Genomic DNA, 23,575 nt, shown 5'->3' on the forward strand with positions numbered 1-23,575 from the left:
GCCGGACAGCAAAAAACCCCCAGCGCACCGGGGGTTCCAAGCTGTCTCGACCAGACGTGCGCCCGTAGGGATTCGAACCCCAAACCTTCTGATCCGTAGAGAGATCAGCAGTGTTTCGGCGCGTTCTCCCGAGTCACGTTGACGCTGGTCAAATCCCCTTTTCTGTTCATCTGGTCGCTTCTCGAAACAGCAGAGATCGCGCTGTATGCGACCACATTGCGACCACTACCCCGCCAGTAAATGAAGGCGGGCCCGGACGCGGTGACTCCACCACCGGCCGGGCCCTGACCGGTATTGGAGGTACCGGCTATGAGCAACGATATCGGCCCTGTGGGCAGGCATGAGCCGCCCGTGATGTGGCAGCCGCACGAGGGCACTCGGCACGCCTACCGACCGGACTACTACGCCGAGGGCGCGGAAGTCGCCGCGCTGTGCGGCGAGCCGCTCGAGGTGCGCCGCGGGCTCGGCGAAGTCGAATGGCTGTGGACTTCGTGCCCGGAGTGTGTGGCCGGCGCGTGGCGCCTGGTGCACGGCACCGAGCACCCCTCGGGCGGTGAGCAGGCATGAGCGATGAGCGGTTCACGTTCGGCTTGCTGATCGAGCTGTATGGGGTGCTGGAGCGGCACGGCTACCAGCGCCCGGCCGACGAGCAGGCACACACGAAGTCGTATGCGGACACCCTCGTTGCGGCCGTGCAGCTCACGGAGGCCTACGAAGGCCGGGGCGGTGAGGCCCGATGATCCGGCGTATCGGACTGTTCGCGGTGACCATCGGCGCGTTGGCGTTGTCGTTCAATGGCCAGGTGGCCGCGGTTGCGCCGTTGCTCGGTGACGGCTTCGCCGTGGTGTTCGCCCTGACCTTCGACCTCGGCACGCTGCTGGCCCTGCACGAGGTCACCAGCGCGGCCGTGGCGGCTACCCGGCGGTGGTCGTGGGTGGCGCTGTTCCTGGCCGGTGGCACCGCGCTCGGATTGAACACGTGGCACGCGCTGGAGTCCGGTCTGCTGCCTGCTCCGGCGGCGGTGGCGGTCGGTGCCGGGCCGGTGGTGCTGGCGTGGGTGCTCTCGCACATGGTGGCGCTGACGCTGGCCGAGCAACCGGCGAGCGTATCGACAGAATCGACAGAACCCGGACCGGAGACTTCCGGCGAGCCGGTCGAGGCATTGCCAAAAATGCCAGAACCCGCACCCGTACCGCCCGAGCCGGAAGCGCTACCGGAACCGGAACCGCTCGCATCGGAAGCCGTGCCGGAAGTACCGGAAGCGGAAGTACAGCCGGAAACCGCGCCGGACGTTGAGGCGGACGACCCGCGGGAGCAGGCACGCGAGCTGCTGCGCTCCGGCGAGGTGATCAGCGGAAAAGCCCTCGGCGAGCGGTTCGGCCGCTCCGATAGTTGGGGCCGTGCCCAGATCCGTGCCGTCAAGGCCGAGCGGCCGCACCTGGTGGCCGTCGAGAAGTAATCCCCAGCGCCCGGCCGGGCCGACTACCAATCCTCCCGGCCGGGCCGTGTCCCCACAGGAGGAACACATGTCCATCATGCATCCCCAGCCGGAACCGGAACCGATCGAGGCGGACGTCGTTCCGCTCCGACCGGAAGCGCTACCGGAACCGGAAGCGGAAACCACCAAGGCGGAAGCGGGCCGGGTTCCGCGGGCCCTGGCCGGTACCGGCAAGCGCGTGTCGGGTGCCGCTCGCCGTGCCGGGCCGGTGGCGGCGTCCTCGGCCCGTGCTACCGCTCGGCACGGCTACCGGGTCGCTACCGGGGCCGGCACGTTGGCCAAGCGCGCCACTCGTGGCGCCTCGCATGCGCACCTGCGCGAGCAGATCGAGCGGGCCCGGGCAGCCGGTGACGTGGCCGCGGTGGCCGAGTGGCACGACCGGCTCCAGCAGGCCAAGGCGGCCCGGGCACGCACCCTGCGGGAGCTGCCGCACACCGTGTGGGGCTTGACCAAGGTGGCCACCGGTGGGCTCACCGCGGGTACGACCATGCTCGTCGTCGGCGGCATCGGCGCCGAGGTGGCCGAGGGCGGCACCGACTGGAACGGGTACTGGGCCACGCTGCACGCGCTGGCCGAGGCCGGCATCAGCGTGGCCACCGTCGTGTTCTGGGTGGCCGTGGTCGCGGGGCCGGCGGCGTTGTTGCTGGCCGCGTGGTCGGCCGGTGGCCGTGCCGATCCGCCTCGGTGGCTGGAGCCGGCGGCCGAGCCGACCGGCCGGGAGGCGGTACCGGATGAGGGTGCCATCCTCGGCGCGCTCAAGAACCTGGGCCTGCCCGCGCTGAACCGCGCATTTCGGGACGGGTGGAGTCCGCGGTGGGTGCTGGGCACCGGCCGCGACGGCAAAGGGTGGCGCACGCAGCTCGAACTGCCGCCCGGGGTGACGGTGGGCATGCTCGCCGAGAAGAAGGACGTGCTCGCCCACAACCTCGTACGCCTGCCGGTGGAGGTCTGGCCGACCGAGCCGCACGACCAGCCCGGGGTGCTCGATCTGTGGGTGGCCGATCAGGGCATCCTGCGCAAGCCGGTGGATCCGTGGCCGCTGCTGAAGTCCGGCGCCGCGGATTACTTCCGGGGTGTGCCGGTGGCCGTCGATCAGCGTGGCGACGTGGTGACCGGCAAGCTCATGGCGGCCAACTACGGCATTGCCGGGATCATGGGCTCGGGTAAGACGTCGATCGTGGTCAACCTGGTGTTGGGCGCGATGCTGGATCCGCTGGTCGACATCGACGTGCACGTGCTCGCGTTCAACGCCGACTACGACCCGATGCGGCCGCGGCTGCGCGAGCTGGTCAAGGGCGACGATGACGAGCAGATCAGTGCGGCGATGGACAAGTTGCGCGAGCTGCGTACCGAGGTCACCGAGCGGGGCCGGCTGCTGGAGGAGGCCGGCGAGACCAAGAACAACCGCAAGCTGGCCGAGGCCGACCCGCGCATGCGCCCGCGGGTGGTCGTGTTCGATGAGGTGCAGGAACTGTTCCGGCACGACGAGCACGGCAAAGAGGCGAAAGAGCTGGCCATCAAGGTCATGACCAAGGCGCGCAAGACCGGGATCACGCTCGTGTTCGTCACTCCGGCACCCTCGGCCGACTCGCTGCCGCGGGACCTGGCCAAGACCACGTCGCACCGGGTGTGCTTCGCCATCGGGGATCACCAGGGCAACGACGCCATCCTCGGCACCGGCGCGCACAAACAGGGCGTAACCGCAACGTCGCTGGTGCCCGGCGAGGACATCGGCACGGCCATGGCTTCCGGGTTCGCCAACCGTCCCGGGCTGATCCGGGCGCACCACGTGAAGCGCGCCGAGGACGGCCAGGACCAGGTCACACCCGTGGTCAAGCGGGCTATGGAGTTGCGCGAGAAGGCCAGCATCCGCACCGAGGGTGCGCCGGCCGAGCGTCGCGAACTGCTGGCCGACGTACTCGAAGTGACCGGCACCGACGTGGCTCGGGCCGGAGAAGTCGTCAAGGCGCTCGCGGCGCGCTGGAGCTTCTACAGCGGGTGGAAGATCCGCGACCTGGTCGACGCGCTCGGCGAGCACGGCATCCGCGTACCGAGCACCGACCGGCAATACCCCATCGACCCGGAAGCCGTACGGGCCGCACTGCACGCCGAATGACCGCCTGGGCCGGTGCCTGAAAGTCCCTGTGTGGGCCCGTTCCGGCACCGGCCGCACCGGTCTTCATTCGCTCACTTCCCCAGCGCATACCGCAAATGAGCGAAGCATGCGCGATCTCATCCAATGAAGGTGACTGTTCATGGATCTCGACTTCACTACCGCGCTCGTACTGACCGCTCTCATCCTCGGCGTCGGCCACCTGCTCGCCGCGGCCATCTGGCCGTACAAGGCATGCAAGAGCTGCTCCGGCGGCAAGAAACGCTCCCCAAGTGCCCGCTACTGGAGAAGCTGCCGTGTCTGCGGTGGCTCCGGTAAGCAACTGCGGTTCGGTCGGCACGTGCTCGACTGGATGCGTGCCCACCGACGCTGACCCTCGACACGACCACGGCCCGGCCAGTGCGATCCGGCCGGGCCGTTTGCTGTCCGGGCCCGAATCAGGGCCATAACCGTCTGATCTGTGATCAGACTGCACCATACGTGAGCAGTGTAGATATCCCCTGTGGTCGCGTTGTGGTCGCACTGGGGAGGACGGATTCACCGATTGCGGATCGGCCATGATGTGGTGCACTCGCAGTATGAGCAATGATGAAGGTCTCGTATACGTCGATGCGCCGGAGCTTCCCTGCTCGTTAGCGACGTTGGGTTCGATCGAAGACCTCGCAATAAGGATTGGCGAGTGGAGCGCGAGTGGCCACGTGCGCGTCGTGCGGAATGAAGCAACGGGTTCGTGTCTCGTGCTCAACTTCCCCGCGATGCCCTATGTATGGGTGCATGACCAGCCAGCTCACGAGCAGGTCCTTAACGTTCAGTTGGTCGACGAGTCGCACGATCAATAGGCGGTCATGGCTGCCTTGGACTTGGACATCCGCGAAACGCTCGTAGAGGGCGCGACGCCGAGCCGCTTGCCACGTGGTGGCGAGGATGCGGCGGTGCTACTGGTCGCGCTCGGCCTGGCGCTGCTCGGCGAGCGTGAGCCCGTGCCATTTCCACGGGACAGCGGCTCGCCGGCGTACGGGTTCGGCCGCCGACTGGCATGGCCCAACCGACGGCCGTGCCCTCGCGGACGGCGGTCTGGACTTCGGCGACGGTGGGTGCCATGGGGCCTCCCCTGCCTCACGCGCGTTTTTGGGGTGCGCACGTGCGAACCGTCAGGCGGGCACCATGAGTTCGGCTCTGACTTGTGCCCAGTCGGTCGGGTGCCACACGTAGATTTCCATGCCGGGCGCCTCGTCGAATCGGCCGGTGAAGGGCTGCCGGTCGCGACGTGAGTTGGTGCGCAGATACGCCAGGATCACGCGGTCGGCGCGCACGAGCACGATGGACGGGTCGCGCTCGCGGTGGCGCGGGTGGCTCTGCCGGTAGACCGTCCACTTGTGACGGGCGGCTTCCTCGGTGACGCGCTGCTGCCATTCGAGGGCCTTGGAGTCGAGCTTCACGGGTGTCTCCTGTCTTGTCTCCCGCGCGCGTGCACACGGGGCCGCATCGTCCGGTCGCGGGCGCGGTAGCTGTGCGGCTTTCTCATCGGGCGCTGTGTTGGCCTGTGCGGGCCGAGTGGCCCGGCCCTGGTGTGTTGGGCCGGGCCATTCGGGCGGGTGGTGCGGGTCAGGTTGCGTATTGGTTGGCGATGGCGGTGTTCAGGTTGCCCGTGCGGGGGCCGGTCGAGCTGTCGCCAGTGGGTGTGGTGTCGAGTTCGCCGAGGGTCGCGTCGCGGTTCTGTTCGGCGTAGTGGGTGGCGATGGCGTCGCCGATTCCGGCGCGCTGGCCGGAGATTTCACGGTCGAGCCGGTCGAGCTGGGCCTCGACCACCGGGGCGTGTGCTTCGGCCTGCAACCGGAGTCGGGCGGCGGTGCCGGGCCCGTTGTCGTTGCCGAGGGTGCGGGCCACGGCGCCGCGGAGGATGCGGGTGGCGTTGTCCTGGTCGAGAGCTTGGTCGGCGTTGCCCTGCATGCCGCCGGTGATGCTGCGGCCGGCTTCGAAGTAGGCGGGCAGTTCGGCGGCGAGTGCCTGCACGGTGTCGGTGTCGCCGGCTTTCTCGGCCTCGGCGAGCACGGACCGCCAGGTGCGGCCGTTGTCGAGCATGGGGCGGGCGCGGTCCCATGCGCGCTGCTGGCGGGTTTCGGCGAGAAGCTGGGCGTTGACGTCGCCGGGCCGGTCGAGCTCGGCGGCCGCGGTGAGCATGGTCTCGCGGTCGCTGTCAAGCAGGGAACGCAACCGGGCTGCGTTGTCGGTGTATTCGGCGCGGGCCTGCTCGATGAGTTGGGCCTTGTACTGCTCGGAGAGACGCTCGTCGCTGCGGATGGTGTCGAGTTTGGCGGCGAGCTGGGCGCGAAGCTGGGCGGCGCGCTCGCCACGCTGGGCGAGGTCGGTGGCGGCTTTCTGAGACATGCGCACGGCGTTGCTGGGCATGGTTGCGGTTCTCCTTTGCGGATCGGGGCCGGGCCCGCACACCGCGGGCCCGGCGGGTGGGTGTGTCAGCGGTTGGCGATACGGGGCGCGTCGTTGGCGTCCTGCACCGCGGCGGCGTGCCGCGTGACCTTCTGGGCCTGCATGGCGGCGACGGCCTGCTCGTGCTCGACCGGGCGCACCTGGCCGGGCTCGACGGTGTAGCCGGCGCGGGCAAAGTAGGCCCGGTGCCGCTCGTAGGTGTCGTCATCGAGGTAGGCCACCCCTTCGACCCACCAGAAGGTTTCGGGCTGATCGAGCTGGTGCGGGCCGTTGATAACCGCACCGCCGGGCGCGGTGACGCGATACGTGCTCATGGCTGGGCTTCCTCCTTGTTGTGTCCGGTTGGGACGGTTCCGGCCGGGTGGCCGAAGGTCTGGGCGAGTGCGCGCAGGTAGTGCACGCGCTCGTATTGGTGGCGGGTGAACAGGCCACACGCTGCGGCGAGAATCGCCAGGTCGACGAGGCTCATGAGCGGGCCTCCTGGGCGTACTTGTCGCGGTGCTCGCGGCCGGCTCGGGTGGGATCGCACGGGCCGCAGTAGCGTCTGCGGCCGCTGGGGTGGCCGCACTCGGTGCAGGTGCGGTCACCCCACTGCTTGCGGCTCATGACTGACCACCCCTCGGAGTGCTGCCAAAATTGCCAGAATGGGCGGCCGGGTTGACCAAGTACGGCTCGCTGGGGCGGCCGCGCTTGGGCTTGTCGGGCTGGGGTTCCGGCTGAACCCATCCGTGTTCTTCGAGGTCGGCGATCGCTTCGCGGATGTCGTCGGTGCCGCCGACCCACGCTTGCCCGGACAGTTCCCGCCACGCCGTGCGGACGGTGAACTTGTCGAGGCGCTTCTGCTGAATCCAGCGCAGCACCGCCCGGGCCGGTTCCAGCGGGCTACGGCGTCCGGTCATCGAGTCGAACGCGGCCGAGGCGTGGCCGACCAGGTAGGGCGCGAGTTCCAACGCCTCGCACATGGCGACTTCGTCGACGTCGGTGGCGTCCGGGTGGTCGAACAAGGTGAACAGGGCGGCGACCCGCACCAACTGGCCCGGGAGTTTGACGGCCCAATCGGCAATATTGGCAAGGTCTCCGCGTTCCGGGTGTAGCCGCGGTTCGATCTGGTCGCGGTATTCGTTGAGCAGTGCCCGGGCCGGTTCGGACAGTTTCATCTCGGCGACGTCGCTGGAGCGCACCGAGGTGGCCAGGTTCTTCACGGCGTCGCTGTAGTCGGCGGCCACTTGTTCGGGCACCGGGTCCGGTTCGGACTTGCGGTTGCCGACCAGTGACTCGGGCAGCGCGTACAGGAAGCGAGCGAGCAGTCCCGTGCTTCGGAACTGCTTGGCCTCGGCGAGTCCGGCGAGGATGTCGGGCTGCACGGCCAGGCCGATGGACAGTACCGGCTCGGACAGGGTGACCGGTTCGCGTGACATGCGGTCGACGCGGCAGAAGTCGCCCGACCAGGACTTGAGCACCAAGTCGAGGTTGGGCACGCCGTTGGTGTAGCGACCGGCCAGGATGGAGAACAGGCCACCCTCGGCGGAGAGCACACCGAGGCGTCCGCCCTGTTCGGCCATCAGGCTGGCCATGGCTTCCGGGGTGGAGTCGTCGGCCAGCAGCCGCGGCATGGCCGGGATGTCGGTGCCTTCGAGCTCCTGCACGGCCGTGTCGAGGTCGGCCAGCGCCGAGGCGGACGTGTCGCCCTTGTTCTTGAGCTTTTCCACTGCCTTGGCACGCGTGTCTCGCAGTGCCCGCTGACGGGCCACCCGGGGGGCCTCCTCCTCGGCGAGTTGCTTCTCGAACTCCAGCAGTGGCGTCTGTAGCGCCTTGAGCACGGGAGATTTGCGCTCGCCGGAAGGGAGGGCAACGGCCGTGTAGACCGCCAAGACTTCGGCCCAGTCGGGTGCGACCCGCACGCGACGACGACCCCCTACTGATGCTGCCAAAATTGCCAGAATCAGCAGGAGCGGCATGTCACGCGGCACCTGGTACGCCTCGGCGACGGCGTCGACCATGGCCCAAAGCCGACGCGGTCGAGGCTCCCCCGAATGCGGCAACGGGGTTTTGGCATTTTTGGCGATGGTTTCCGGGATGCCCCAGTCGATGCCTGACTCGGGTTCTGTCGATTCTGTCGACATGGTTTGCGGTGCGGTGGCCGCTTTGCCGTAGGTGGAAAGTTCGGGCGGCTTCACGCGGCGCCCTCCATGGTTTCGTCGTGGCGGGTGGCGCCGAGTGCGGCATCGAGCATCAGCGAGGCTCGGCGCTGCTCGGCATCGGACAGTGGTCGCGGCCGCGGGAAAAGCTCGTCGAGCGGGTTCGGGCCGGGACGGGCGGCGGTGTCGCCGCGTAGGCGCTGGAGTTCGGCGAACGAGGGTTGCCGGGCGATGTGGCCCCACCGTTCGGCCTCGGCGATGTCGTGCGCGGAGTCTGCGGCCAGCATCCGGGCGTGCCACTCGCGCCACATGCGGCCGAGCTCGGCGTCTGCCTTCATGGCGCGGTAGCGCTCCACCGGCATCGTGACCGTGCTAGGCATGGCCGGTACCTCCCGTCAGGTCGACCGAGGTGACCTGCACCCGGTAGGTGCGCCACGGGCGGCACCGCGGCGATTTCAGCACCGGGCCACCGAACCAACGTTCGGCGCTGTGCGAGTGCGTGAACCCGCAGAACGGGCACCGGGCGGCCAGCAGCCACCGGGACCGGCCCGGGGCCGGGGCAAAGGCCTCGGCCCGGGCGGTAGCGGTCTCTTCAGGCGGGGCGGTCATGACTGCACCCCCTCGGCGGCGTCGGCCATCTCGACGAGCTGCGCGGCTGCTTCGCGCATCTGCGCGGGCGTGAGCGGGCCGAGCTCGGTGCCGTCGACGGCGAGGTATCCGTGCCGACGGCCGTCGGGTTCGAGCCAGTCCTCGGAAGTGATCGCGGCACCGTCGACGGTGCGCGCATCGGACTCCATGAGCGCTGGCACGTCAGGTTGCACGTCTGTGCCGGGCTCGGGGATACTGGCCAGCGGCGAAGGCATTAGTAGGTGTCCTTTCGTTTCGGTGGCGGTGCCGTGTCCTTGGCGGGGGGCGGCGCCGCTTTCTTGTGTCTTGGGTCTGCCGTTGTGCCTGCTCATGCGGCATCAGTGCTCACGCCGCACACGTCGAGCAGTTCCGCGGTTGGAATGCGGATACGTCGACCGAGGCGGAGAGTCCGCGTAGGCCATTCGCCGCGCTTGATGAGCGCGTAGCCGGTGCCCTTGCTGATGTCGAGGACCGTGCACGCCTCGGCCACCGACACGGTGAGCCCGGCGTCGCGTGCGATCCGGCGGGCGGCGTGTTCACTCATGCGGCACGCTCCTCAAGCCACGCTTCGACGTCTTCGACCGAGAAGCGCAGGTGGCGGCCGACGCGGTATGCCCGCGGTCCCTCACCTCGCTGACGCCAGGTATCGATCGTTCGCTTGGAAACGCCGAGATGCTCGGCAAGCTCCTTCGGCGACAAGAACCGGTGCAGGCTCTTGCTCGCCTCGCTCGGTGCTGTGGTCATGTCAAAACCATTGCACATTCATCCGACCGGTGCAAGTGGCTATGCGTAACCACAGCACCAAAGCGGTGGGTTTGACGTAACCATGCGAACAGTGCGAGTCTGTTGCGTATGAGTGAGTTCCGAATCCGCTACGAGCCCGTCTATGAATCGGGCAAGACCGAGATAGCCCCCGGGTTGGAGCTCTACAACCAGGTCTGGGTGCGCGCATTCGGCTACCACGGCTACAACGTCCACCTGCACGTACAGCTGGAGAATGAGCGGCTGGGCGTCAGCGATATGAGGGTTGAACAACGCCCAGGAGGGCCACCGGTTACAGGCGAGGCACTGCGGTCGATCGTTGTCGCTCAGTTCGTTCGCCGATCGGTACGGGCAAGCATCAACGAGCAACTGCCCTTCGACGAGCCGGAAGCGCGAGTGGCGAACGGGATTCTGCGCACGGAGGACCGGGACCGCATGAAGGAAGCTGGCCCGGTCACCGAAACCCTACGGGCCGTATCCCAGATTTACCGCTTCGCGCTGGCCGCCGGCGACGCCCCGACCAAGGCGGTGCAAGAGGTATTCGAGGTGCCGCGCTATACCGCTGACCGGTGGGTTGCCAAAGCCCGCGAACGGGAGTTCCTCGGCCCGGCGGAAGGACCGGGCAAGGCTGGCGCATGAACGAACACACCACCACGAAGGGCAAGGAATGAGCGATAAAGGACGGGTGTACCGGCGGTGTGCGTGCCGCGGCGAGGACGGTAAGCAGCTCGGCAAGGCATGCCCCGAGCTGGCCGAGGACAGCAAGCACGGCACGTGGGCGTTCGCGGTTGATCTGCCCACGGTGGACGGCAAGCGCAAGACCATGCGACGCAGCGGATTCAGCGGCCCCAAAGCCGCCAAGCGCGAGCTGAACAAGGTGCTCGACCGGGACAAGCGCAACATCCGGCAGGACGATCGTCAGACCGTGGCCGACTACCTGGCCGGCTGGCTCGATGGCAAGCAGCGAATACTTAAGCCGACCACATACCTCAACTACGAGCGTTACGTGCGGCTCGACATCGTGCCCGCGCTCGGTGCCATCAAGGTGGAACGGTTGCATCACGACCATGTGCGCGAGTTCGTCGGCGAGCTCGAATCAGCCGGTCGGGGCGCGGTAACCATCCGGCGCATCATGGCCACGCTCTCGTCGGCACTCAAGGATGGTGTGGACCGGCGGCGGCTGGAGTTCAACGCAGCGGCCGGTGTCGAGCTGCCACCGGTCGAGCGCTCCGAACGCCAGCCGTGGACGGCCGAGCAGGCCGTGACGTTCCTCGATCACGCCGCGGAGGACCGGCTCGGGCCGCTATTCGAGGTGCTGATGGGGTGCGGGTTGCGGCGCGGGGAAGCGCTCGCGCTGCGCTGGCAGGACGTCGATATCGAGGGCCGGGTGCTGCACGTGCGGCGCACCTTGTCCAGCGTCGGCGGGCACTTGAAGGTCACCGTGCCGAAAACGAAGGGCTCGAAAGCCGGTGTCGGCTTGTCCGGTCGGGTGGTGGACGCGCTGAAGGCACAGAGCGCGCGTCAGGCGGTCGAGCGGGCCGAGTGGGCGGAAGCCTACGAAGACGACGATCTCGTGTTCTCACGAGAAAATGGGGCGCCATTGCGGCCAGAGTACGTACTCAAGCGCTTCCGAGAGATCAGCCGGGAGGCGGGCTTGCCGGAGGTGCGGCTGCACGATCTGCGGCACATGGCAGCGACGTTGATGCTCGCTTCCGGTATCCCCCTGTCGGTGGTATCCAAGACGCTCCGCCATGCCCAAGTTGGGATCACGGCAGACTTGTACGGTCACCACTCCCGCGAGACGGCACACGCGGCCGCCGATGCGATGGGTGGGGCACTCGATGCGGCGGCCGCGGAGCGGCGTAACGAGACGGCTGCAAGGGAGGTGTTGAAAGCAGATGCGACCACAATGCGACCACAAGGGGCCGATACGGGCTCGGCGGCGATCACAAGCGAGACGCCGAACGGGGCCCGGACAGCAAAAAACCCCCAGCGCACCGGGGGTTCCAAGCTGTCTCGACCAGACGTGCGCCCGTAGGGATTCGAACCCCAAACCTTCTGATCCGTAGTCAGACGCTCTATCCGTTGAGCTACGGGCGCATGTTCAATTATAGGCTCCCGCCTCACGGCGAGGCCTCTGCGGAGGCTCCGGGATTCGAACCCGGGAGGGGGGATGCCCCAACCGCATTAGCAGTGCGGCGCCATAGGCCACTAGGCGAAGCCTCCGGGTAGTCCTCACGGCCACCGGGGAAAAGACTACACACCGGCCCGAGCGGCGAGCAAAGGGGGGTCGATTTTGCCGCCGGCAAGGGCCGGCGATCCGCCCCTTGCCGGCCGTTCAGCTCGGCTATCCAGCGCTGAACTGCACAAACGGTGCCAGCGATTCGGGGTTCTGCAAGGCGTCCCGGCTGACGGCCCGCTCCGGTGCGGTCCCGGCGAGGATCTTTTTGACCGGCACCTCCAGCTTCTTGCCGTTGAGGGTGTGCGGTACCTCATCGACCACGATGAACCGGTTCGGCACGTGCCGGGGCGAGAGCTGGCTACGTAGCTGCGCGGCCAGATCCGGCTGTATCTCGTCCAGCTCGGTTCCCTCGGCCAGCACGAGGAAGCACAGCAACTCTCCGTCGGTCTCGCCGGCGCCGGACGTGTCGATCACCAGGGAGTCGAGCACCGCATCGAAGCCCTCCACGACGCGGTAGAACTCGGCCGTACCCATCCGGATACCGCCCCGGTTCAGCGTGGAATCACTGCGGCCGTAGATCACCAGGGTGTCCCGCTCGGTGATCTTGACCCAGTCCCCGTGCCGCCAGATGCCGGGGAAGGTGTCGAAGTAGGCCTCACGCAAGCGGCTGCCGTCGGGGTCGTTCCAGAAGAACACGGGCATGGTCGGCATCGGCTTGGTGATGACCAGTTCCCCGACATCGCCGTGCAGCTCGCTGCCCCGCTCGTCATAGGCCGCCACGGCGGCACCGAGCAGTCGGCACGAGATCTCGCCCATCCACACCGGCACATCCGGGGAGGCCCCCACGAACGCGGTGCACAGGTCGGTGCCGCCCGAGACACTCGCAATCTGCACGTCCGAACCCACCGCATCGGCCACCCAGTGGAAACCGTCCGAGGTCAGCGGTGCGCCCGTCGAGCCGACCGCGCGCAGCGCGGAGAGATCGTGATTCTCCTTGGGACGCAGGCCCTGCTTGAGACATCCCTGGATGTAGGGCGCCGAGGTCCCGAAGTAGTTCACGCGGTACCGCTCGGTCAGCTCCCACAGCACCGTCATCGACGGATGCGCCGGGCTGCCGTCGTACAGCACCACCGTCGCCCCGGCGAGCAGACCCCCGACCAGGAAGTTCCACATCATCCAGCCGGTGGTGGTGAACCAGAAGAAGCGGTCGCCCGGGCCGAGGTCACAGTGCAGCCCGATCGCCTTGAGGTGCTCCAGCGTCATGCCACCGTGGCCGTGCACGATGCCCTTGGGCAGCCCCGTGGTCCCCGAGGAGTACAGCACCCACAGCGGGTGGTCGAACGGCACGGCATCGAACGCGAGTTCGGCACCCCGGTGGCGATCCAACAGTTCGGCCCAGCCGGTCGCGCCGGGCAGGCTCGCCCCGTTGCCGAGGTAGTCGATCAGAACCGTGGCACCGAGCCCCGGCAGTTGCCCGCGCAGCTCGTCGATCGTGGAGCGCACATCGAAGCTGCGCCCCCCGTAGACGTAGCCGTCGACGGCGATCAGGACCGTCGGTTCGATCTGCACGAAACGGTCCGCGACGGCGCGCAGCCCGAAGTCCGGCGAGCACGACGACCAGGTCGCACCGAGGCTCGCCGCAGCCAGGAAGGCCACCAGCGTCTCCGGGCTGTTCGGCGCAAGTGCGGCGACCCGATCACCACGCCGCACCCCCAGCTCGATCAACCCGGCACGGGCGGCGGCGACCCGGGCGCGGAGCTCACCGAAAGTGATCTCCTCCCCGGCCCCGTCCTCCCGAGCGAAGACCACCGCCAGGTCCGCGTCGGACTTACCGGGACCGTTGCGCAGGGCGTGCTCGGCGTAGTTCACCGTGGCCCCGGGGAACCACTCGGCACCGGGCATGACCTCCTCGGTCAGCACACGGTGCGGGCGGTCGTGGAAATCGACGTCGAAGAACTCCGCCAGCGCGCCCCAGAAGCCCTCCAGGTCGGACACCGACCACCGCCACAGCGCCTGGTAGTCGGGCAGATCGAGACCGCGCTGTGCACGCAGCCAGCCACGGAACCGGGCCATCCGGCTGGCCTCCACACGCTCCGGCGACGGCTGCCACAACAGCTCGGGCGTGGAATCGGGATGGGTGCTTGATGTCATGGGTGTTTCCTAACCCACAAGGGGGGTCACGTGCCACAGGCAGTGCTCAGCTTTCCCCGGCCGTGCCGGTGTGGGGAGGTCACACCCATCCACCTCACCTGTGGACAACCGAGCAGTCCGGGCAGCGATCCCCCGACCGACGTCAGCGTGCACCCGGATCAGCGCAGATGCAGGTCGAACCAGTTCCGGGCACGCCGCCACGCCTCGCCGGCGGCTGCCGGATCGGTGTCGAAGCGGTGATCGGTCTCGGGATAGCGCACCACATCGGTGACCACCCCGGCGCCTTCCGCGGTCTCGCGGAGTTTGTCGACCTCCTCGGCCGGGATGTGCTCGTCCCGTTCTCCGTACAACCCGAGCCACGGGCAGGTGATCTCTTCCGCGACCTCGATCAGTGGCGGCAACGTCTCGGACAGCGGGGTGAGAACGCCCCCTGCCCCGACCGTCACCACCGCACCGATGCTGCGGCTGGCGGCCACCACCAGCGCGGCAGTACCTCCGATGTCGAACCCGACGATGCCCTGCCGCTCGGCGAGGCCCTGGTCGGCCAACCACACGAAGGCGGCATCGGTATCGGTCAGGACGGACTCGCCGGAAAGTCGTTGCACCTGGTCTCGGACTCGATCATCGCCGTCGTGATCACCGAACTCATCGGTGCCGTCCCGGTGATAGAGATGCGGGGCGACGGTCAGCCAGCCTTCCTCGGCGAATCCGCTGACCAACAGGCGCACCCGGTCCGTAACGCCTCGCGCCTCGTGCAGAACGACGAGCCCGCCACGTACCACGTTGTCCGGTTCGGCCACAGTCAAGCGCAGCTGGGTACCGTCAGTAAGCGCGACCGTCTCGGTCCGGGTTTGGGTCATACCGTGCAGGTAACCATGCCCGGGTGAACGGAAGTCAACGCGCTCATCCGGACGGATGAGCGCCATACGGTGTCGAGTAAGCGACATCACGTCGCGCACTGGCCCAACCGGGGCAATATGTCCGTACAGCCGAGGACGGTGCGCGCCGCGGACACCTCCGTCGCCGGTAGGCCTCCACCGGGCATTCCGGAGATTGCCGGGACCGGTTACCTTCCGGGTACGGCGTAATCCGCCGCCCGTGAACCGAGGAGTCGTCAATGAGCGTGCGCACCCGTGCCGATCTCGACCAGCTGCCCGCCTACGTTGCCGGGCGCACCGTCCCGGGGTCGATCAAGCTCGCCAGCAACGAGGTGTCCGCAGGACCGTTGCCCAGCGTTGTCGAGGCCATCAACCGCGCGGCAACCGAGGTGCACCGTTACCCGGACATAGCAGCGACGAAGCTGGTCGACGCGCTGGCGGCACGGCTGGACGTCGATGCGGCACGGATCGCCGTCGGCTGCGGTTCGGTCGCCCTGTGCGAGCAGCTCGTGCAGGCCACCTGTACCGAGAACGACGAGGTCGTGTTCCCGTGGCGCTCGTTCGAGGCGTACCCGATCATCACCCAGGTCGCCGGTGCCCGTCAGGTCCGGGTACCGCTGACCGAGGAGCACGCACTGGACCTCGACGCATTGGCGGCGGCGATCACTCCGGCGACGCGGATGGTGTTCGTGTGCACGCCGAACAACCCCACCGGTACTTCCCTGCGGCGGGACGAGCTGGAGCGCTTCCTCGACTCGGTCCCCTCCGACGTGCTCGTGGTGATCGACGAGGCCTATCGCGAGTTCGTCACCGACCCGGAGGCTCCCGACGGCGTCGAACTGGCACAGCAACGCGAGAACGTCGCCTCCCTGCGCACCTTCTCGAAAGCCTACGGCCTGGCCGGTCTGCGGGCGGGCTATGCCGTGGCTCCGCCCGAGGTGGCCGAGGCGCTGCGCAAGGTCTACATCCCGTTCAGCGTCAACGCGCTCGTCCAGGAGGCGGCCGTCGCCTCGCTGGAGTCGCAGCAGGAACTGAAGGCACGCTGCGACGAGGTGGTCGCCGAACGTTCCCGGGTCCGCGGCGAACTCCTCGGCAGTGGCTACGCGGTACCGGAAACACAGGCGAACTTCGTGTGGTTGCCGCTGGGCGCGCGTACAGCGGAATTCAACGAGCACTGCCTGGACAACCGTGTGGTGGTGCGCGCGTTCGAGGATGCCGGCGCGCGCGTCACCATCGGCACACCGGAGGAGAACGACGCCTTCCTCGCCGCCGCGAAGTCCTTCCCGGCGGCTTGAGCGCGGGCCGGGCCGGCCCCCGGCCCGGCAACGATCTCGAGGACCGGCGATTCCCGCTCACGGCGACAGCTGGTCGGATTGTTCCTCGTCCACCTGCTCCTCGCCGCGGCGACGGAAGTATCGGAATCCGGGAATGCCCACGATGGCCCTGCGCACGTCGTGGGTCACTTCCAGCAGCTCGTGGATTTCCGGGCCGACCCGGTCGAGCGTGCGCAGGATCGGCAGGATGTCGGTCAGCACGTGTTCGGTGAGTACCGGGAGCTCGTCGACAAGCCGGATCGCCGCATCGACTTCCTGGGAGGACAGCTCGCTGACGAATCTTTCGACCATCGGTGCGGCGCGGCGCGCGGTGGATTCGTAGGCGGAGAGCAAATTCTCCACCGTATCGGCGGCACGGCCCGCCTGTGCGATGGTCGAGGAAGCACGTTCGGAGATGCGGGTCGCCTCCTCGACCACCGTGTCGACGGAGCTCGAGACGCGAACGGCATCCTCCACGACCTCGGCGGCCGATGTGACCGCGGTCCGGGATCTCCCGAGCACCTCCTCGGCCTCCTCGACCGTTCTCGCCGTTCGTTCCACGAGCTCCTCGACTCGATCAAGGGTCTCGTGGACTCGGCTCAGCAGCGTCTCCGATCCATCGACCAGACCGATGACGCGGCCGGGGATCGTCCCGACGGTGGCGGCGGAGTTCACGGCCCATCCGACCGTGGCCTTCGCCATGCCGACGACTTCGCCGGGTGTGGGGATACCGATCAACATGTCCCCACTGTGCCGACAGCCGCGGCGTGGGGCCACCATCCGACACGCAGCAGTGCCCCGTTTCCCGGCTCACACGGCAGTCGGGAAACGGGGCGCTCTCCGCGTGGTACCTCAGCCGGTCACCGCTGCGTGCCCGGCCACGGCCTCGGGAGTGGGTGCGGCAGGCAGGTTCTTACGGGGGCCCGCCGGCTTCTCCTTCTCCTTGTGCTTGTCCTTGTCGTCGTCCTTGTGCTTGTCCTTGTCCTTGTCGCCCTTGTCCTTGTCGCCCTTGTCCTTGTCGTCCTTGTCCTTGTCGTCCTTGTCCTCCGTCTTGGGGTGGTCGACGATCGGAGCATTGACGCACTTGTTGTGCTGGGGCGATCCGATCGGCAAGACGGCCCCCAGAACGGCGATGTTGTTTCCGCACAGCTGCGTCGGCAGGACACTGACGTTGTTGTCATTGCCGATGTTGATGCCGTCGTTGTCGGAGCTGTCGGCGAACGCCGGGGTACCCGCCATTGCCAAACCTGCGGTCGCGGCGAGGGCGCCCACGAAGTACGTCTTCTTACCCACTTTCACACTTCCTTCGTTCTCGGTATTCGGCCTACTTACCGCAACGGGATACCTTTTTCACCGGTAATTCCCGACAATCGCCACACACCCGCTTCAGCGCACCAGAACCAGCGTGCCGAGCGGTAGTGACTTCAACAGGTGCAACGCATCGCTCGGGACCCGGACACAACCATCACTGCTGGCCGTGCCGAACACACTCGGATCCGGCCAACCGTGAAACGCGACCGTTCCCGGTCCACCGCCATAGGTGGTCAGAGTCTCCGAATGCGTGCCCAGGGGAAGGATGATCGGACTGAAGTCCGTCACCGTTTCCCGAATGGAAGCCAGGATGAAAGTACGGCCTTTCGGGGTCCGGGTTCCCGGAGATCCCACTCCGACCGTCCACGATCCGACTTCCCGGTCATTCTTCCGAACCACCACTCGCCGCTGCTCCACGTCGACGGTGACCACATAGGGCGTGTATGCCTTCTCGACCTTCGCGGTCCCCGACCGCACCCAACCGGTGGAACCGTTGGGGCGTGATGGCAGCAGGATGCGCGCCCAGTCACCGCGCTCGGCGATGATCGGCAGCCAGCTCGGTGACTTGAACTGGGTCGCGGGCAGCCGTGCGATCGCGCTGCCTTCCGGAGCATCGTAGACCGGAACTTCCTGCTTGACATGCAAGACCACACCCTCGGTTTTCCGCTGTGGCGCGGAATCCGAAGGGGCTTCCGGAGTAGTGCCGAAGGTGGTTGCCTCCGGCAACGTGGACATGTCCACCTGCACCGGTGTGTCCTCTTGCACCGGCGCGGGTTCGGATTTCTGCTCCCGTAAGGGCGGTGCCGAAGAGACATTCGAGCACCCACCCACCAGGCCGAGCAGCAGGACACCGAGAATCGCCGGCGCCACCGAGGCACGCCGAATCCGGCCGGAACCTCTCCGACGCAGGGGGATTCTCGGAAGCTCCATGAGATTGTCCCTGACCGCCTTTTCGCTCTACGGCAGTTCGCACCGCAGTTCGCACCGGGTCGGAAGCGACAGGAAAACCCGGAACGACTGCGGCACGAACCGATTCGCACGACGACATCGATCACCATCGATCGGATGTCGCGCGGACGTTATCCCGGAGCCTGCCGGTGAACAAGCGGAGGGATCCGGAGCTGTAACGAGCGGGACAACCCCGAGGAAGGGTCCATTCACCAGGGAAAACGCCTTCTCCGGAGCTTCTGGGGGATTCAGGGGATCACGAGATGCCTCCGAAGAGTAAAGAAATTGTCCACTCGAATGAGGGACAATTTCTCATACCTTCGGGGTCAGTTCTCCCGCATGATCCGCTTGGCTCGACGGACCTGCCGGACCTGTTCCGCGGTGCCGGTGTAGCGCTCGGGAAGCCGTACCATGACCGCCCGGGTCAGGCGCGCCGACCACCGGATCAGTGCCTCCAGGGCCCGGCCGGTGATCCCCGACCCGGGCAACCCGTACAGCCGACGTGCCCATCCGGGCAGCAACCCGACGCCGAGCACCCCGAGGAGCGGGTAAACAAGCCGCAGCGCGATGAGGCGCTTGGGCGCGGGAGTGTTCATCCACATCCGCATGCCCCGGCGCGCGCTGGTGGTCAGCCGCAGCTCGGGAAGCATCCGACGGAAGTACTCCTCCATCTCGGCCACCGACCCGGGGACACGCTCGGGGGCGAGGCCGACGACGGCGGCGGACCGGCGCTGCTCGGCAAAGTACCCGTCGGCCTCGGCGTCGGTGAGGGGGATCCCACAGGCACGGGCCACGAGCAGGTAGGGGTAGACCTCGGCGCAGTGCACCCACAGGAGGTTCTCCTCGTCGTCGACGGGGAACCGCTCGCCGGTGCGCTCGTCGACGCCGGTGAGCGCAGCGTGGATGCGGCGCACCCTGCTGCCGACTTCGCGGACTTCCTCGGTGCTGCCGAAGGTGCGGGTGGCGACGAAGTCTGCGGTGCGGAACAGGCGTGCGAGTGCCGTACGGCGCCGGAACAACGCCGAGTTCTGGTAGGTACCCCACATCGTCCGCGGGTGCAGGGACTGGAGGGCGAGCGCGCTGAACGCCGCGATCCACATGGCCGGGTCGGTGTGAATGCGCCAGGTCACCGAGCCCGGACCGAACAACCCGGTGTCGGTGGCCGCGTGCTGGGGCGAATGGTCTGCGGTGGCGGTCACTTCGACTCCTTCCCGACTCTGCAGATACAGGGATACTAAATTTGTATCTCTGTATCTGCCAATACGCCGATCGTGCGGATCGATCAGGTAACGTTCGACTCGTCATGAGTGCCAACGTCGAGTCACTGTTCGCGCGAGCCGCGGCCGCCGAGAGTTCCACGGGAGATGCGTTCGCGGAGCGCATCCTGGACGGCGGGCTGGCCTGCTTCAGCGAGATGGGGCTGCGCCGCCCGACCGTCGAGGACATCGCCCGCAGAGCGGGAGTGTCGCGCGTGACGGTCTACCGGCGGTTCGAGAACAAGGCCACCCTGATCGAGGCCGTGCTGCTGCGGGAATGCCAGCGGTGCCTGACCGCGCTCGACGACGCGATCACCGGTGTGGAGGCCCTCGACGAACGCATCGTCGAGGGGTTCGTCTTCGCCCTGCGCTACGGCCGCGGCCACCCTCTCGTGGGCGGACTGCTGCAGGTGGAGCCGGAGGAAGTGCTGCCCTACCTGACCGTCCGTGCGGACACGGCTCTGGCTGTGGCGCGCGAATACCTGGCCGAACACATCCGCCTGGCGGACAACGGTGCCTTCGATCCGGTCCAGATCGCGGAGATCATGGCACGGATCGTGGTGTCGTTCGTGGTCACCGAGGACAGCAGCATCGAACTCGACACCGATGAGGACCTGCGCCGTTTCGCCCGCCGGTATCTGGTTCCCCTGGTGCACTGACACACCGGAGGATTTCCCGCGGTGCTGCCGGCGTCCGGCACCGGCACGCAGCGGCCGGGCGGCGGCTTTCCCGTCGCCCGGGTCAGCCCCGATCCCTTGTGCGAAGCGTGCGGGTCACCGTGCTCAAGCCGTCGGCGAGCGACTCGAGTTGCTCCCGGGTGAGCACGTCGATCAGGGACGAGCGGACCAGATCGACGTGGCCGGGGGCGGCCCTGTCGAGCTTGCGGCGCCCGCTCTCGGTGAGAACGGCGTACACGCCACGGTCGTCACCGGGACATGAACGGCGGCGGACCAGTCCGGCCTGCTCCAGCTTGCCGATCTGATAGGTCAGACCGCTTTTCGACGTCACCACGAGGTCGGCCAGCTCGGTCATCCGCAGTTCCCCCTCCGGAGCGGCCGACAGCCGGACCAGGATCTCGTACTGCGGGTGGGACAGCCCCTCCCGCTCCCGGAGTTGCTGCTCCACGCGGCGTGCGACCAGGTGACTCGCTTCGAGGAAGGCGTGCCAGGCCGCCATCTCCTGCTGATCCAACCACCGCGGTTCCGTCATGCCCCCATCCTAGGTTTTGTTCGAATTCAAACCACCTTGTACGATGAGCACGTCGTTCAAATTTGAACCAAGCGACCGACGGAGCACCGACCGTGTCCACCACGACGCCGAACCGCATGCCCTCGCTCTACCTGAGCCACGGAGCTCCGCCACTGGCGGACGACCCCGTGTGGACCCGGCAGCTCGCCGAGTGGTCCCGGAACCTGCCCAGGCCGAAGGCGATCCTGATGGTCTCCGCGCACTGGGAGGAAGCGCCGCTGGCGGTCGGAGCCACCACGACGGTCCCCCTGGTCTACGACTTCTGGGGTTTCCCCGAGCGGTACTACACGGTCCGGTACCCCGCCCCGGGCGCCCCGGAACTGGCCGCGCGAGTGCGTGCCCTGCTGCACGGCCCCGACACGCCGGTGCAGGACCACCCCGATCGCGGTCTCGACCACGGCGCCTACGTGCCCCTGGTGGAGATGTACCCCGAGGCCGATATTCCCGTGCTGCAGATATCCATGCCGAGCCTGCAGCCACAGCGGCTCGTGCACGTCGGCCGCCTCCTCGCGCCGTTGCGCGACGAGGGCGTACTCATCGTCGGCAGCGGCTTTTTCACCCACAACCTCCAGGCCCTGGGCTCACCCACCACCCCGAACTGGTCGATCGAGTTCGACGACTGGGGCAAGCAGGCTCTGCAGTCCCGCGACATCGACGCGCTCCTCGACTTCCGGGAGAAAGCACCCGCCGGCCGGCTCGCCCACCCCCGCACCGAACATTTCGCGCCGCTGTTCGTCACCCTCGGCGCCGCCGAAGAGGAACTGGACGACCAGAAGACCGCCATCGACGGCTTCTGGCACGGGTTGGCCAAACGCTCCGTGCAATTCGGCTGACCCACACGACCGGCACGACAACGAAAGGAGTCAGCAGTGCCGCAGGCACCGAACCGAGTCCGTGACCTGATACTTCTCCTGGCCCGGATCGCCGTGGGAGTGGTGTTCATCGCGCACGGGCTGCAGAAATTCCTCCAGTGGGGCATCGGCGGCACCACCTCCTCCTTCGCGGGCATGGGCATCCCCCTGCCCGGGCTCGCCGCCTGGGTCGCGGCCCTGATCGAGACCCTCGGTGGTCTCGCCCTGCTGGCGGGAGCGGCGCTGCCCCTCGCCGGACTGTTGCTCGCAGCCACCATGGTCGGCGCGCTGCTGTTCGTCCATGTCGGCAACGGGCTGTTCGTCTCCGGCGGCGGATTCGAGTACGTGCTCGTGCTCGCCGTGGCCGCGCTGGCGCTGGGCTTCAACGGCGGTTCGTTCACACTCGACCGGGCCCTGAGCAGGTCGGATCGGGAGCCCACCCCGGCCTGAGCGCGCCCTGCCGAGACGAGAACCGACACGAACGAGAAGCGGGCCCGGTGGCGTTGTCGCCGCCGGGCCCGTTCTGCCTGCTCACCGCTGCGGAATCGGCGGCATTCGACACCCGGCCCGGCACGACCCGGCCGCGGACGGGTCACGAGGAGGTGCGCAGCGAGTCGAGGCTTGCGATGAGCTGGTCGAGGAAGGTCTCTCCTCCGTGTCCGGCGTCGTCGAGCACGACGAGCGTGCTGCTCGGCCATGCCCGATGTAGTCGCCATGCGGTCTCCAGGGGTCCTGAGATGTCGTAGCGACCATGGATGAGCACGGCGGGGATTTCCTCGAGCAGGTGCATGTTGTGGAGGATTTCGTCGTCGTCCAGGAAGCAGCCGTTGCTCCAGTAGTGCGTGACCAGCCGCGCGAAGGTCAGGCGGAACGTCGCGTCCGCATATCTCGGGTTGGGCGCCCAGCCGGGCATCAGCGACACGTGGGTGTCCTCCCAGGCGCACCACTCGCGAGCCGCGCGCTCGCGCACTTGCGGGTCGTCGTCGGCCAGCATGGCGGCGTACGCGGCACACAAGTCCCCACCGCGTTCGCGCTCCGGAACGCAGGAAACGAACCGTTCCCACTGCTGCGGAAAGACGCGGCCCATGTCCTGCGTGATCCAGTCGATCTCGCGCTTCGTCCCTGCGGTGACACCGGCGAGCACCATGGAGCGCACCCGATCCGGATGCCGTTGCGCATAGACCAGCCCGAGCGTGACTCCCCAGGACACACCGACCACGACCCACCGCTCGATGCCCAGGTGGTCACGCAGCCGCTCCATGTCCTCGACCAGATGGGCTGTCGTGTTGGTGGACAAGTCCGCCCCCACGTCACCGGCGAGCGGGCGACTGCGGCCGGCGCCGCGCTGATCGAACAGCACGGCCCGGAAGGCCTGCGGGTCGAAGTACCGACGCGTCCCGGCCGTGCACCCGCTTCCCGGACCGCCGTGGAGGAAAACCGCCGGGACACCTGCCGGGTTGCCGACGATTTCCCAGTACAGCTCCTGCCCGTCCCCGACCTCGAGCATGCCGTGCTCGTCGGGCTCCACCGCCGGATATCGCTCACCCATCGGCACATTGTCACACCGGCCGGAACCGGCCGAGCGCGCTGAACTCCCCGACCACATCGGCCATGACCGCGTCCTTGCGAGAGAGCTTTCGAGAGAGACGGTCGACGAGGAAGGTGGCCATCTGCTGACGAGCTGCCGCGCAGCGCGGCTTGATCAAGGATCGATGGCCGGTACGGCTGTAGCGGCCGCCGCGGAGGGCGGCCTGCTAGATGAATGATTCCGTGAAGCTGGTGTTAGTGGTCGTAGGCGATTAGTGATCGTTTGCGGGGTGTGTCGGTGGCCCAGTTGTGCCAGATGCCGGC

The 23,575-nt window shown here is 67.7% G+C and carries 30 protein-coding genes and 2 tRNA genes; 11 read left to right on the plus strand and 21 right to left on the minus strand.

Features of this window, described 5'->3' with window-relative positions; translation table 11 throughout:
- The first annotated feature begins 309 nt into the window (after window positions 1–309).
- The 5 genes from DFQ14_RS20890 to DFQ14_RS20905 all read left to right on the plus strand — a co-directional run bounded on the left by DFQ14_RS20890 (window position 310) and on the right by DFQ14_RS20905 (window position 3,984).
- Window positions 310–567 (plus strand): HC3 family zinc finger protein, encoded by a 258-nt coding sequence (locus tag DFQ14_RS20890; protein WP_114455047.1) that lies wholly within the window; start codon window positions 310–312, stop codon window positions 565–567.
- The gene (locus tag DFQ14_RS21940) at window positions 564–740 is read left to right on the plus strand and encodes a hypothetical protein (protein WP_158546737.1); all 177 of its coding nucleotides are present in this window, start codon (window positions 564–566) and stop codon (window positions 738–740) included. The genes DFQ14_RS20890 and DFQ14_RS21940 overlap by 4 nt, the downstream gene beginning before the upstream one ends.
- The gene (locus DFQ14_RS20895) at window positions 737–1,459 is read left to right on the plus strand and encodes a hypothetical protein (RefSeq protein WP_114455048.1); all 723 of its coding nucleotides are present in this window, start codon (window positions 737–739) and stop codon (window positions 1,457–1,459) included. Before DFQ14_RS21940 ends, DFQ14_RS20895 begins: the two co-directional genes overlap by 4 nt.
- 67 nt (window positions 1,460–1,526) lie before the next feature.
- Window positions 1,527–3,614: a zonular occludens toxin domain-containing protein gene (locus DFQ14_RS20900; RefSeq protein ID WP_246195882.1), complete on the plus strand. Its 2,088-nt coding sequence runs from the start codon at window positions 1,527–1,529 to the stop codon at window positions 3,612–3,614.
- Window positions 3,615–3,753: 139 nt separating this feature from the next.
- Complete coding sequence (locus tag DFQ14_RS20905) at window positions 3,754–3,984, plus strand: hypothetical protein (RefSeq protein ID WP_114455049.1); 231 nt, start codon at window positions 3,754–3,756, stop codon at window positions 3,982–3,984.
- Window positions 3,985–4,762: 778 nt separating this feature from the next.
- Here the strand turns inward: DFQ14_RS20905 and DFQ14_RS20915 are convergent.
- The 11 genes from DFQ14_RS20915 to DFQ14_RS20955 all read right to left on the minus strand — a co-directional run bounded on the left by DFQ14_RS20915 (window position 4,763) and on the right by DFQ14_RS20955 (window position 9,568).
- Window positions 4,763–5,050, minus strand: a complete 288-nt coding sequence (locus tag DFQ14_RS20915) for a hypothetical protein (protein ID WP_114455051.1) — start codon at window positions 5,048–5,050, stop codon at window positions 4,763–4,765.
- 166 nt (window positions 5,051–5,216) lie between these two features.
- Window positions 5,217–6,020 carry a hypothetical protein gene (locus DFQ14_RS20920; RefSeq protein WP_114455052.1) on the minus strand — a complete coding sequence of 268 codons (804 nt, stop codon included), beginning with the start codon at window positions 6,018–6,020 and terminating at the stop codon, window positions 5,217–5,219.
- Between the two features lie 65 nt (window positions 6,021–6,085).
- Entirely contained in the window at window positions 6,086–6,373 is a 288-nt protein-coding gene (locus DFQ14_RS20925; RefSeq protein ID WP_114455053.1) for a hypothetical protein, read from the minus strand.
- Entirely contained in the window at window positions 6,370–6,528 is a 159-nt protein-coding gene (locus tag DFQ14_RS21945) for a hypothetical protein (RefSeq protein ID WP_158546738.1), read from the minus strand. Before DFQ14_RS21945 ends, DFQ14_RS20925 begins: the two co-directional genes overlap by 4 nt.
- Window positions 6,525–6,665: a hypothetical protein gene (locus DFQ14_RS21950; RefSeq protein ID WP_158546739.1), complete on the minus strand. Its 141-nt coding sequence runs from the start codon at window positions 6,663–6,665 to the stop codon at window positions 6,525–6,527. The genes DFQ14_RS21945 and DFQ14_RS21950 overlap by 4 nt, the downstream gene beginning before the upstream one ends.
- Window positions 6,662–8,182 carry a YfjI family protein gene (locus DFQ14_RS20930; protein WP_338072643.1) on the minus strand — a complete coding sequence of 507 codons (1,521 nt, stop codon included), beginning with the start codon at window positions 8,180–8,182 and terminating at the stop codon, window positions 6,662–6,664. The genes DFQ14_RS21950 and DFQ14_RS20930 overlap by 4 nt, the downstream gene beginning before the upstream one ends.
- 50 nt (window positions 8,183–8,232) lie before the next feature.
- The gene (locus tag DFQ14_RS20935) at window positions 8,233–8,577 is read right to left on the minus strand and encodes a hypothetical protein (RefSeq protein WP_141921421.1); all 345 of its coding nucleotides are present in this window, start codon (window positions 8,575–8,577) and stop codon (window positions 8,233–8,235) included.
- Window positions 8,570–8,806 carry a hypothetical protein gene (locus DFQ14_RS20940; protein WP_114455056.1) on the minus strand — a complete coding sequence of 79 codons (237 nt, stop codon included), beginning with the start codon at window positions 8,804–8,806 and terminating at the stop codon, window positions 8,570–8,572. The genes DFQ14_RS20935 and DFQ14_RS20940 overlap by 8 nt, the downstream gene beginning before the upstream one ends.
- Window positions 8,803–9,006: a hypothetical protein gene (locus tag DFQ14_RS20945; protein ID WP_141921420.1), complete on the minus strand. Its 204-nt coding sequence runs from the start codon at window positions 9,004–9,006 to the stop codon at window positions 8,803–8,805. The genes DFQ14_RS20940 and DFQ14_RS20945 overlap by 4 nt, the downstream gene beginning before the upstream one ends.
- A 146-nt stretch (window positions 9,007–9,152) precedes the next feature.
- Window positions 9,153–9,368 (minus strand): helix-turn-helix domain-containing protein, encoded by a 216-nt coding sequence (locus DFQ14_RS20950; protein WP_114455058.1) that lies wholly within the window; start codon window positions 9,366–9,368, stop codon window positions 9,153–9,155.
- The gene (locus DFQ14_RS20955; RefSeq protein WP_114455059.1) at window positions 9,365–9,568 is read right to left on the minus strand and encodes a helix-turn-helix transcriptional regulator; all 204 of its coding nucleotides are present in this window, start codon (window positions 9,566–9,568) and stop codon (window positions 9,365–9,367) included. Before DFQ14_RS20955 ends, DFQ14_RS20950 begins: the two co-directional genes overlap by 4 nt.
- Window positions 9,569–9,676: 108 nt before the next feature.
- Between DFQ14_RS20955 and DFQ14_RS20960 the strand changes: the two genes are divergently transcribed.
- Both DFQ14_RS20960 and DFQ14_RS20965 read left to right on the plus strand, forming a co-directional pair.
- Window positions 9,677–10,225, plus strand: a complete 549-nt coding sequence (locus tag DFQ14_RS20960) for a hypothetical protein (RefSeq protein ID WP_114455060.1) — start codon at window positions 9,677–9,679, stop codon at window positions 10,223–10,225.
- Between the two features lie 163 nt (window positions 10,226–10,388).
- Entirely contained in the window at window positions 10,389–11,624 is a 1,236-nt protein-coding gene (locus tag DFQ14_RS20965; RefSeq protein ID WP_158546741.1) for a site-specific integrase, read from the plus strand.
- Here the strand turns inward: DFQ14_RS20965 and DFQ14_RS20970 are convergent.
- From DFQ14_RS20970 to DFQ14_RS20985, 4 genes are all read right to left on the minus strand, one after another.
- A tRNA-Arg gene (locus DFQ14_RS20970) sits at window positions 11,614–11,686 on the minus strand. The genes DFQ14_RS20965 and DFQ14_RS20970 overlap by 11 nt on opposite strands.
- Before the next feature lie 40 nt (window positions 11,687–11,726).
- A tRNA-Ser gene (locus tag DFQ14_RS20975) sits at window positions 11,727–11,812 on the minus strand.
- Window positions 11,813–11,933: 121 nt separating this feature from the next.
- Entirely contained in the window at window positions 11,934–13,919 is a 1,986-nt protein-coding gene (locus DFQ14_RS20980; protein WP_114455062.1) for an acetoacetate--CoA ligase, read from the minus strand.
- Window positions 13,920–14,077: 158 nt separating this feature from the next.
- Window positions 14,078–14,779: a dienelactone hydrolase family protein gene (locus DFQ14_RS20985; protein ID WP_114455063.1), complete on the minus strand. Its 702-nt coding sequence runs from the start codon at window positions 14,777–14,779 to the stop codon at window positions 14,078–14,080.
- 257 nt (window positions 14,780–15,036) lie between these two features.
- Here DFQ14_RS20985 and hisC point away from each other — a divergent pair, with 257 nt between their 5' ends.
- On the plus strand, window positions 15,037–16,092 hold the full coding sequence (gene hisC, locus DFQ14_RS20990) for a histidinol-phosphate transaminase (protein ID WP_114455064.1): 1,056 nt from the start codon (window positions 15,037–15,039) through the stop codon (window positions 16,090–16,092).
- Window positions 16,093–16,149: 57 nt separating this feature from the next.
- On the opposite strand, the gene DFQ14_RS20995 is transcribed toward hisC, so the two are convergent.
- From DFQ14_RS20995 to DFQ14_RS21010, 4 genes are all read right to left on the minus strand, one after another.
- Window positions 16,150–16,851, minus strand: a complete 702-nt coding sequence (locus DFQ14_RS20995) for a methyl-accepting chemotaxis domain-containing protein (protein WP_114455065.1) — start codon at window positions 16,849–16,851, stop codon at window positions 16,150–16,152.
- A 111-nt stretch (window positions 16,852–16,962) separates the two neighbouring features.
- Window positions 16,963–17,403 carry a hypothetical protein gene (locus tag DFQ14_RS21000; RefSeq protein ID WP_246195881.1) on the minus strand — a complete coding sequence of 147 codons (441 nt, stop codon included), beginning with the start codon at window positions 17,401–17,403 and terminating at the stop codon, window positions 16,963–16,965.
- A 93-nt stretch (window positions 17,404–17,496) separates the two neighbouring features.
- Window positions 17,497–18,156, minus strand: coding sequence for a L,D-transpeptidase (locus DFQ14_RS21005; protein ID WP_246195880.1), 660 nt, complete (start codon window positions 18,154–18,156; stop codon window positions 17,497–17,499).
- Window positions 18,157–18,695: 539 nt separating this feature from the next.
- Window positions 18,696–19,568 (minus strand): oxygenase MpaB family protein, encoded by an 873-nt coding sequence (locus tag DFQ14_RS21010; RefSeq protein WP_114455067.1) that lies wholly within the window; start codon window positions 19,566–19,568, stop codon window positions 18,696–18,698.
- 104 nt (window positions 19,569–19,672) lie between these two features.
- Between DFQ14_RS21010 and DFQ14_RS21015 the strand changes: the two genes are divergently transcribed.
- Window positions 19,673–20,284 (plus strand): TetR/AcrR family transcriptional regulator, encoded by a 612-nt coding sequence (locus DFQ14_RS21015; RefSeq protein ID WP_114455068.1) that lies wholly within the window; start codon window positions 19,673–19,675, stop codon window positions 20,282–20,284.
- Between the two features lie 82 nt (window positions 20,285–20,366).
- Here DFQ14_RS21015 and DFQ14_RS21020 read toward each other — a convergent pair whose 3' ends face one another.
- Window positions 20,367–20,834 carry a MarR family winged helix-turn-helix transcriptional regulator gene (locus DFQ14_RS21020; RefSeq protein ID WP_114455069.1) on the minus strand — a complete coding sequence of 156 codons (468 nt, stop codon included), beginning with the start codon at window positions 20,832–20,834 and terminating at the stop codon, window positions 20,367–20,369.
- 116 nt (window positions 20,835–20,950) lie between these two features.
- Here DFQ14_RS21020 and DFQ14_RS21025 point away from each other — a divergent pair, with 116 nt between their 5' ends.
- Entirely contained in the window at window positions 20,951–21,706 is a 756-nt protein-coding gene (locus tag DFQ14_RS21025) for a dioxygenase family protein (protein ID WP_114455074.1), read from the plus strand.
- 36 nt (window positions 21,707–21,742) lie between these two features.
- Window positions 21,743–22,174, plus strand: coding sequence for a DoxX family protein (locus DFQ14_RS21030; protein WP_114455070.1), 432 nt, complete (start codon window positions 21,743–21,745; stop codon window positions 22,172–22,174).
- Between the two features lie 142 nt (window positions 22,175–22,316).
- Here DFQ14_RS21030 and pip read toward each other — a convergent pair whose 3' ends face one another.
- On the minus strand, window positions 22,317–23,273 hold the full coding sequence (gene pip, locus DFQ14_RS21035; RefSeq protein WP_114455075.1) for a prolyl aminopeptidase: 957 nt from the start codon (window positions 23,271–23,273) through the stop codon (window positions 22,317–22,319).
- Window positions 23,274–23,575: the final 302 nt, after the last annotated feature.

The sequence above is a fragment of the Halopolyspora algeriensis genome (genome assembly GCF_003337235.1).
Classification (GTDB): Bacteria; Actinomycetota; Actinomycetes; order Mycobacteriales; family Pseudonocardiaceae; genus Haloactinomyces; species Haloactinomyces algeriensis.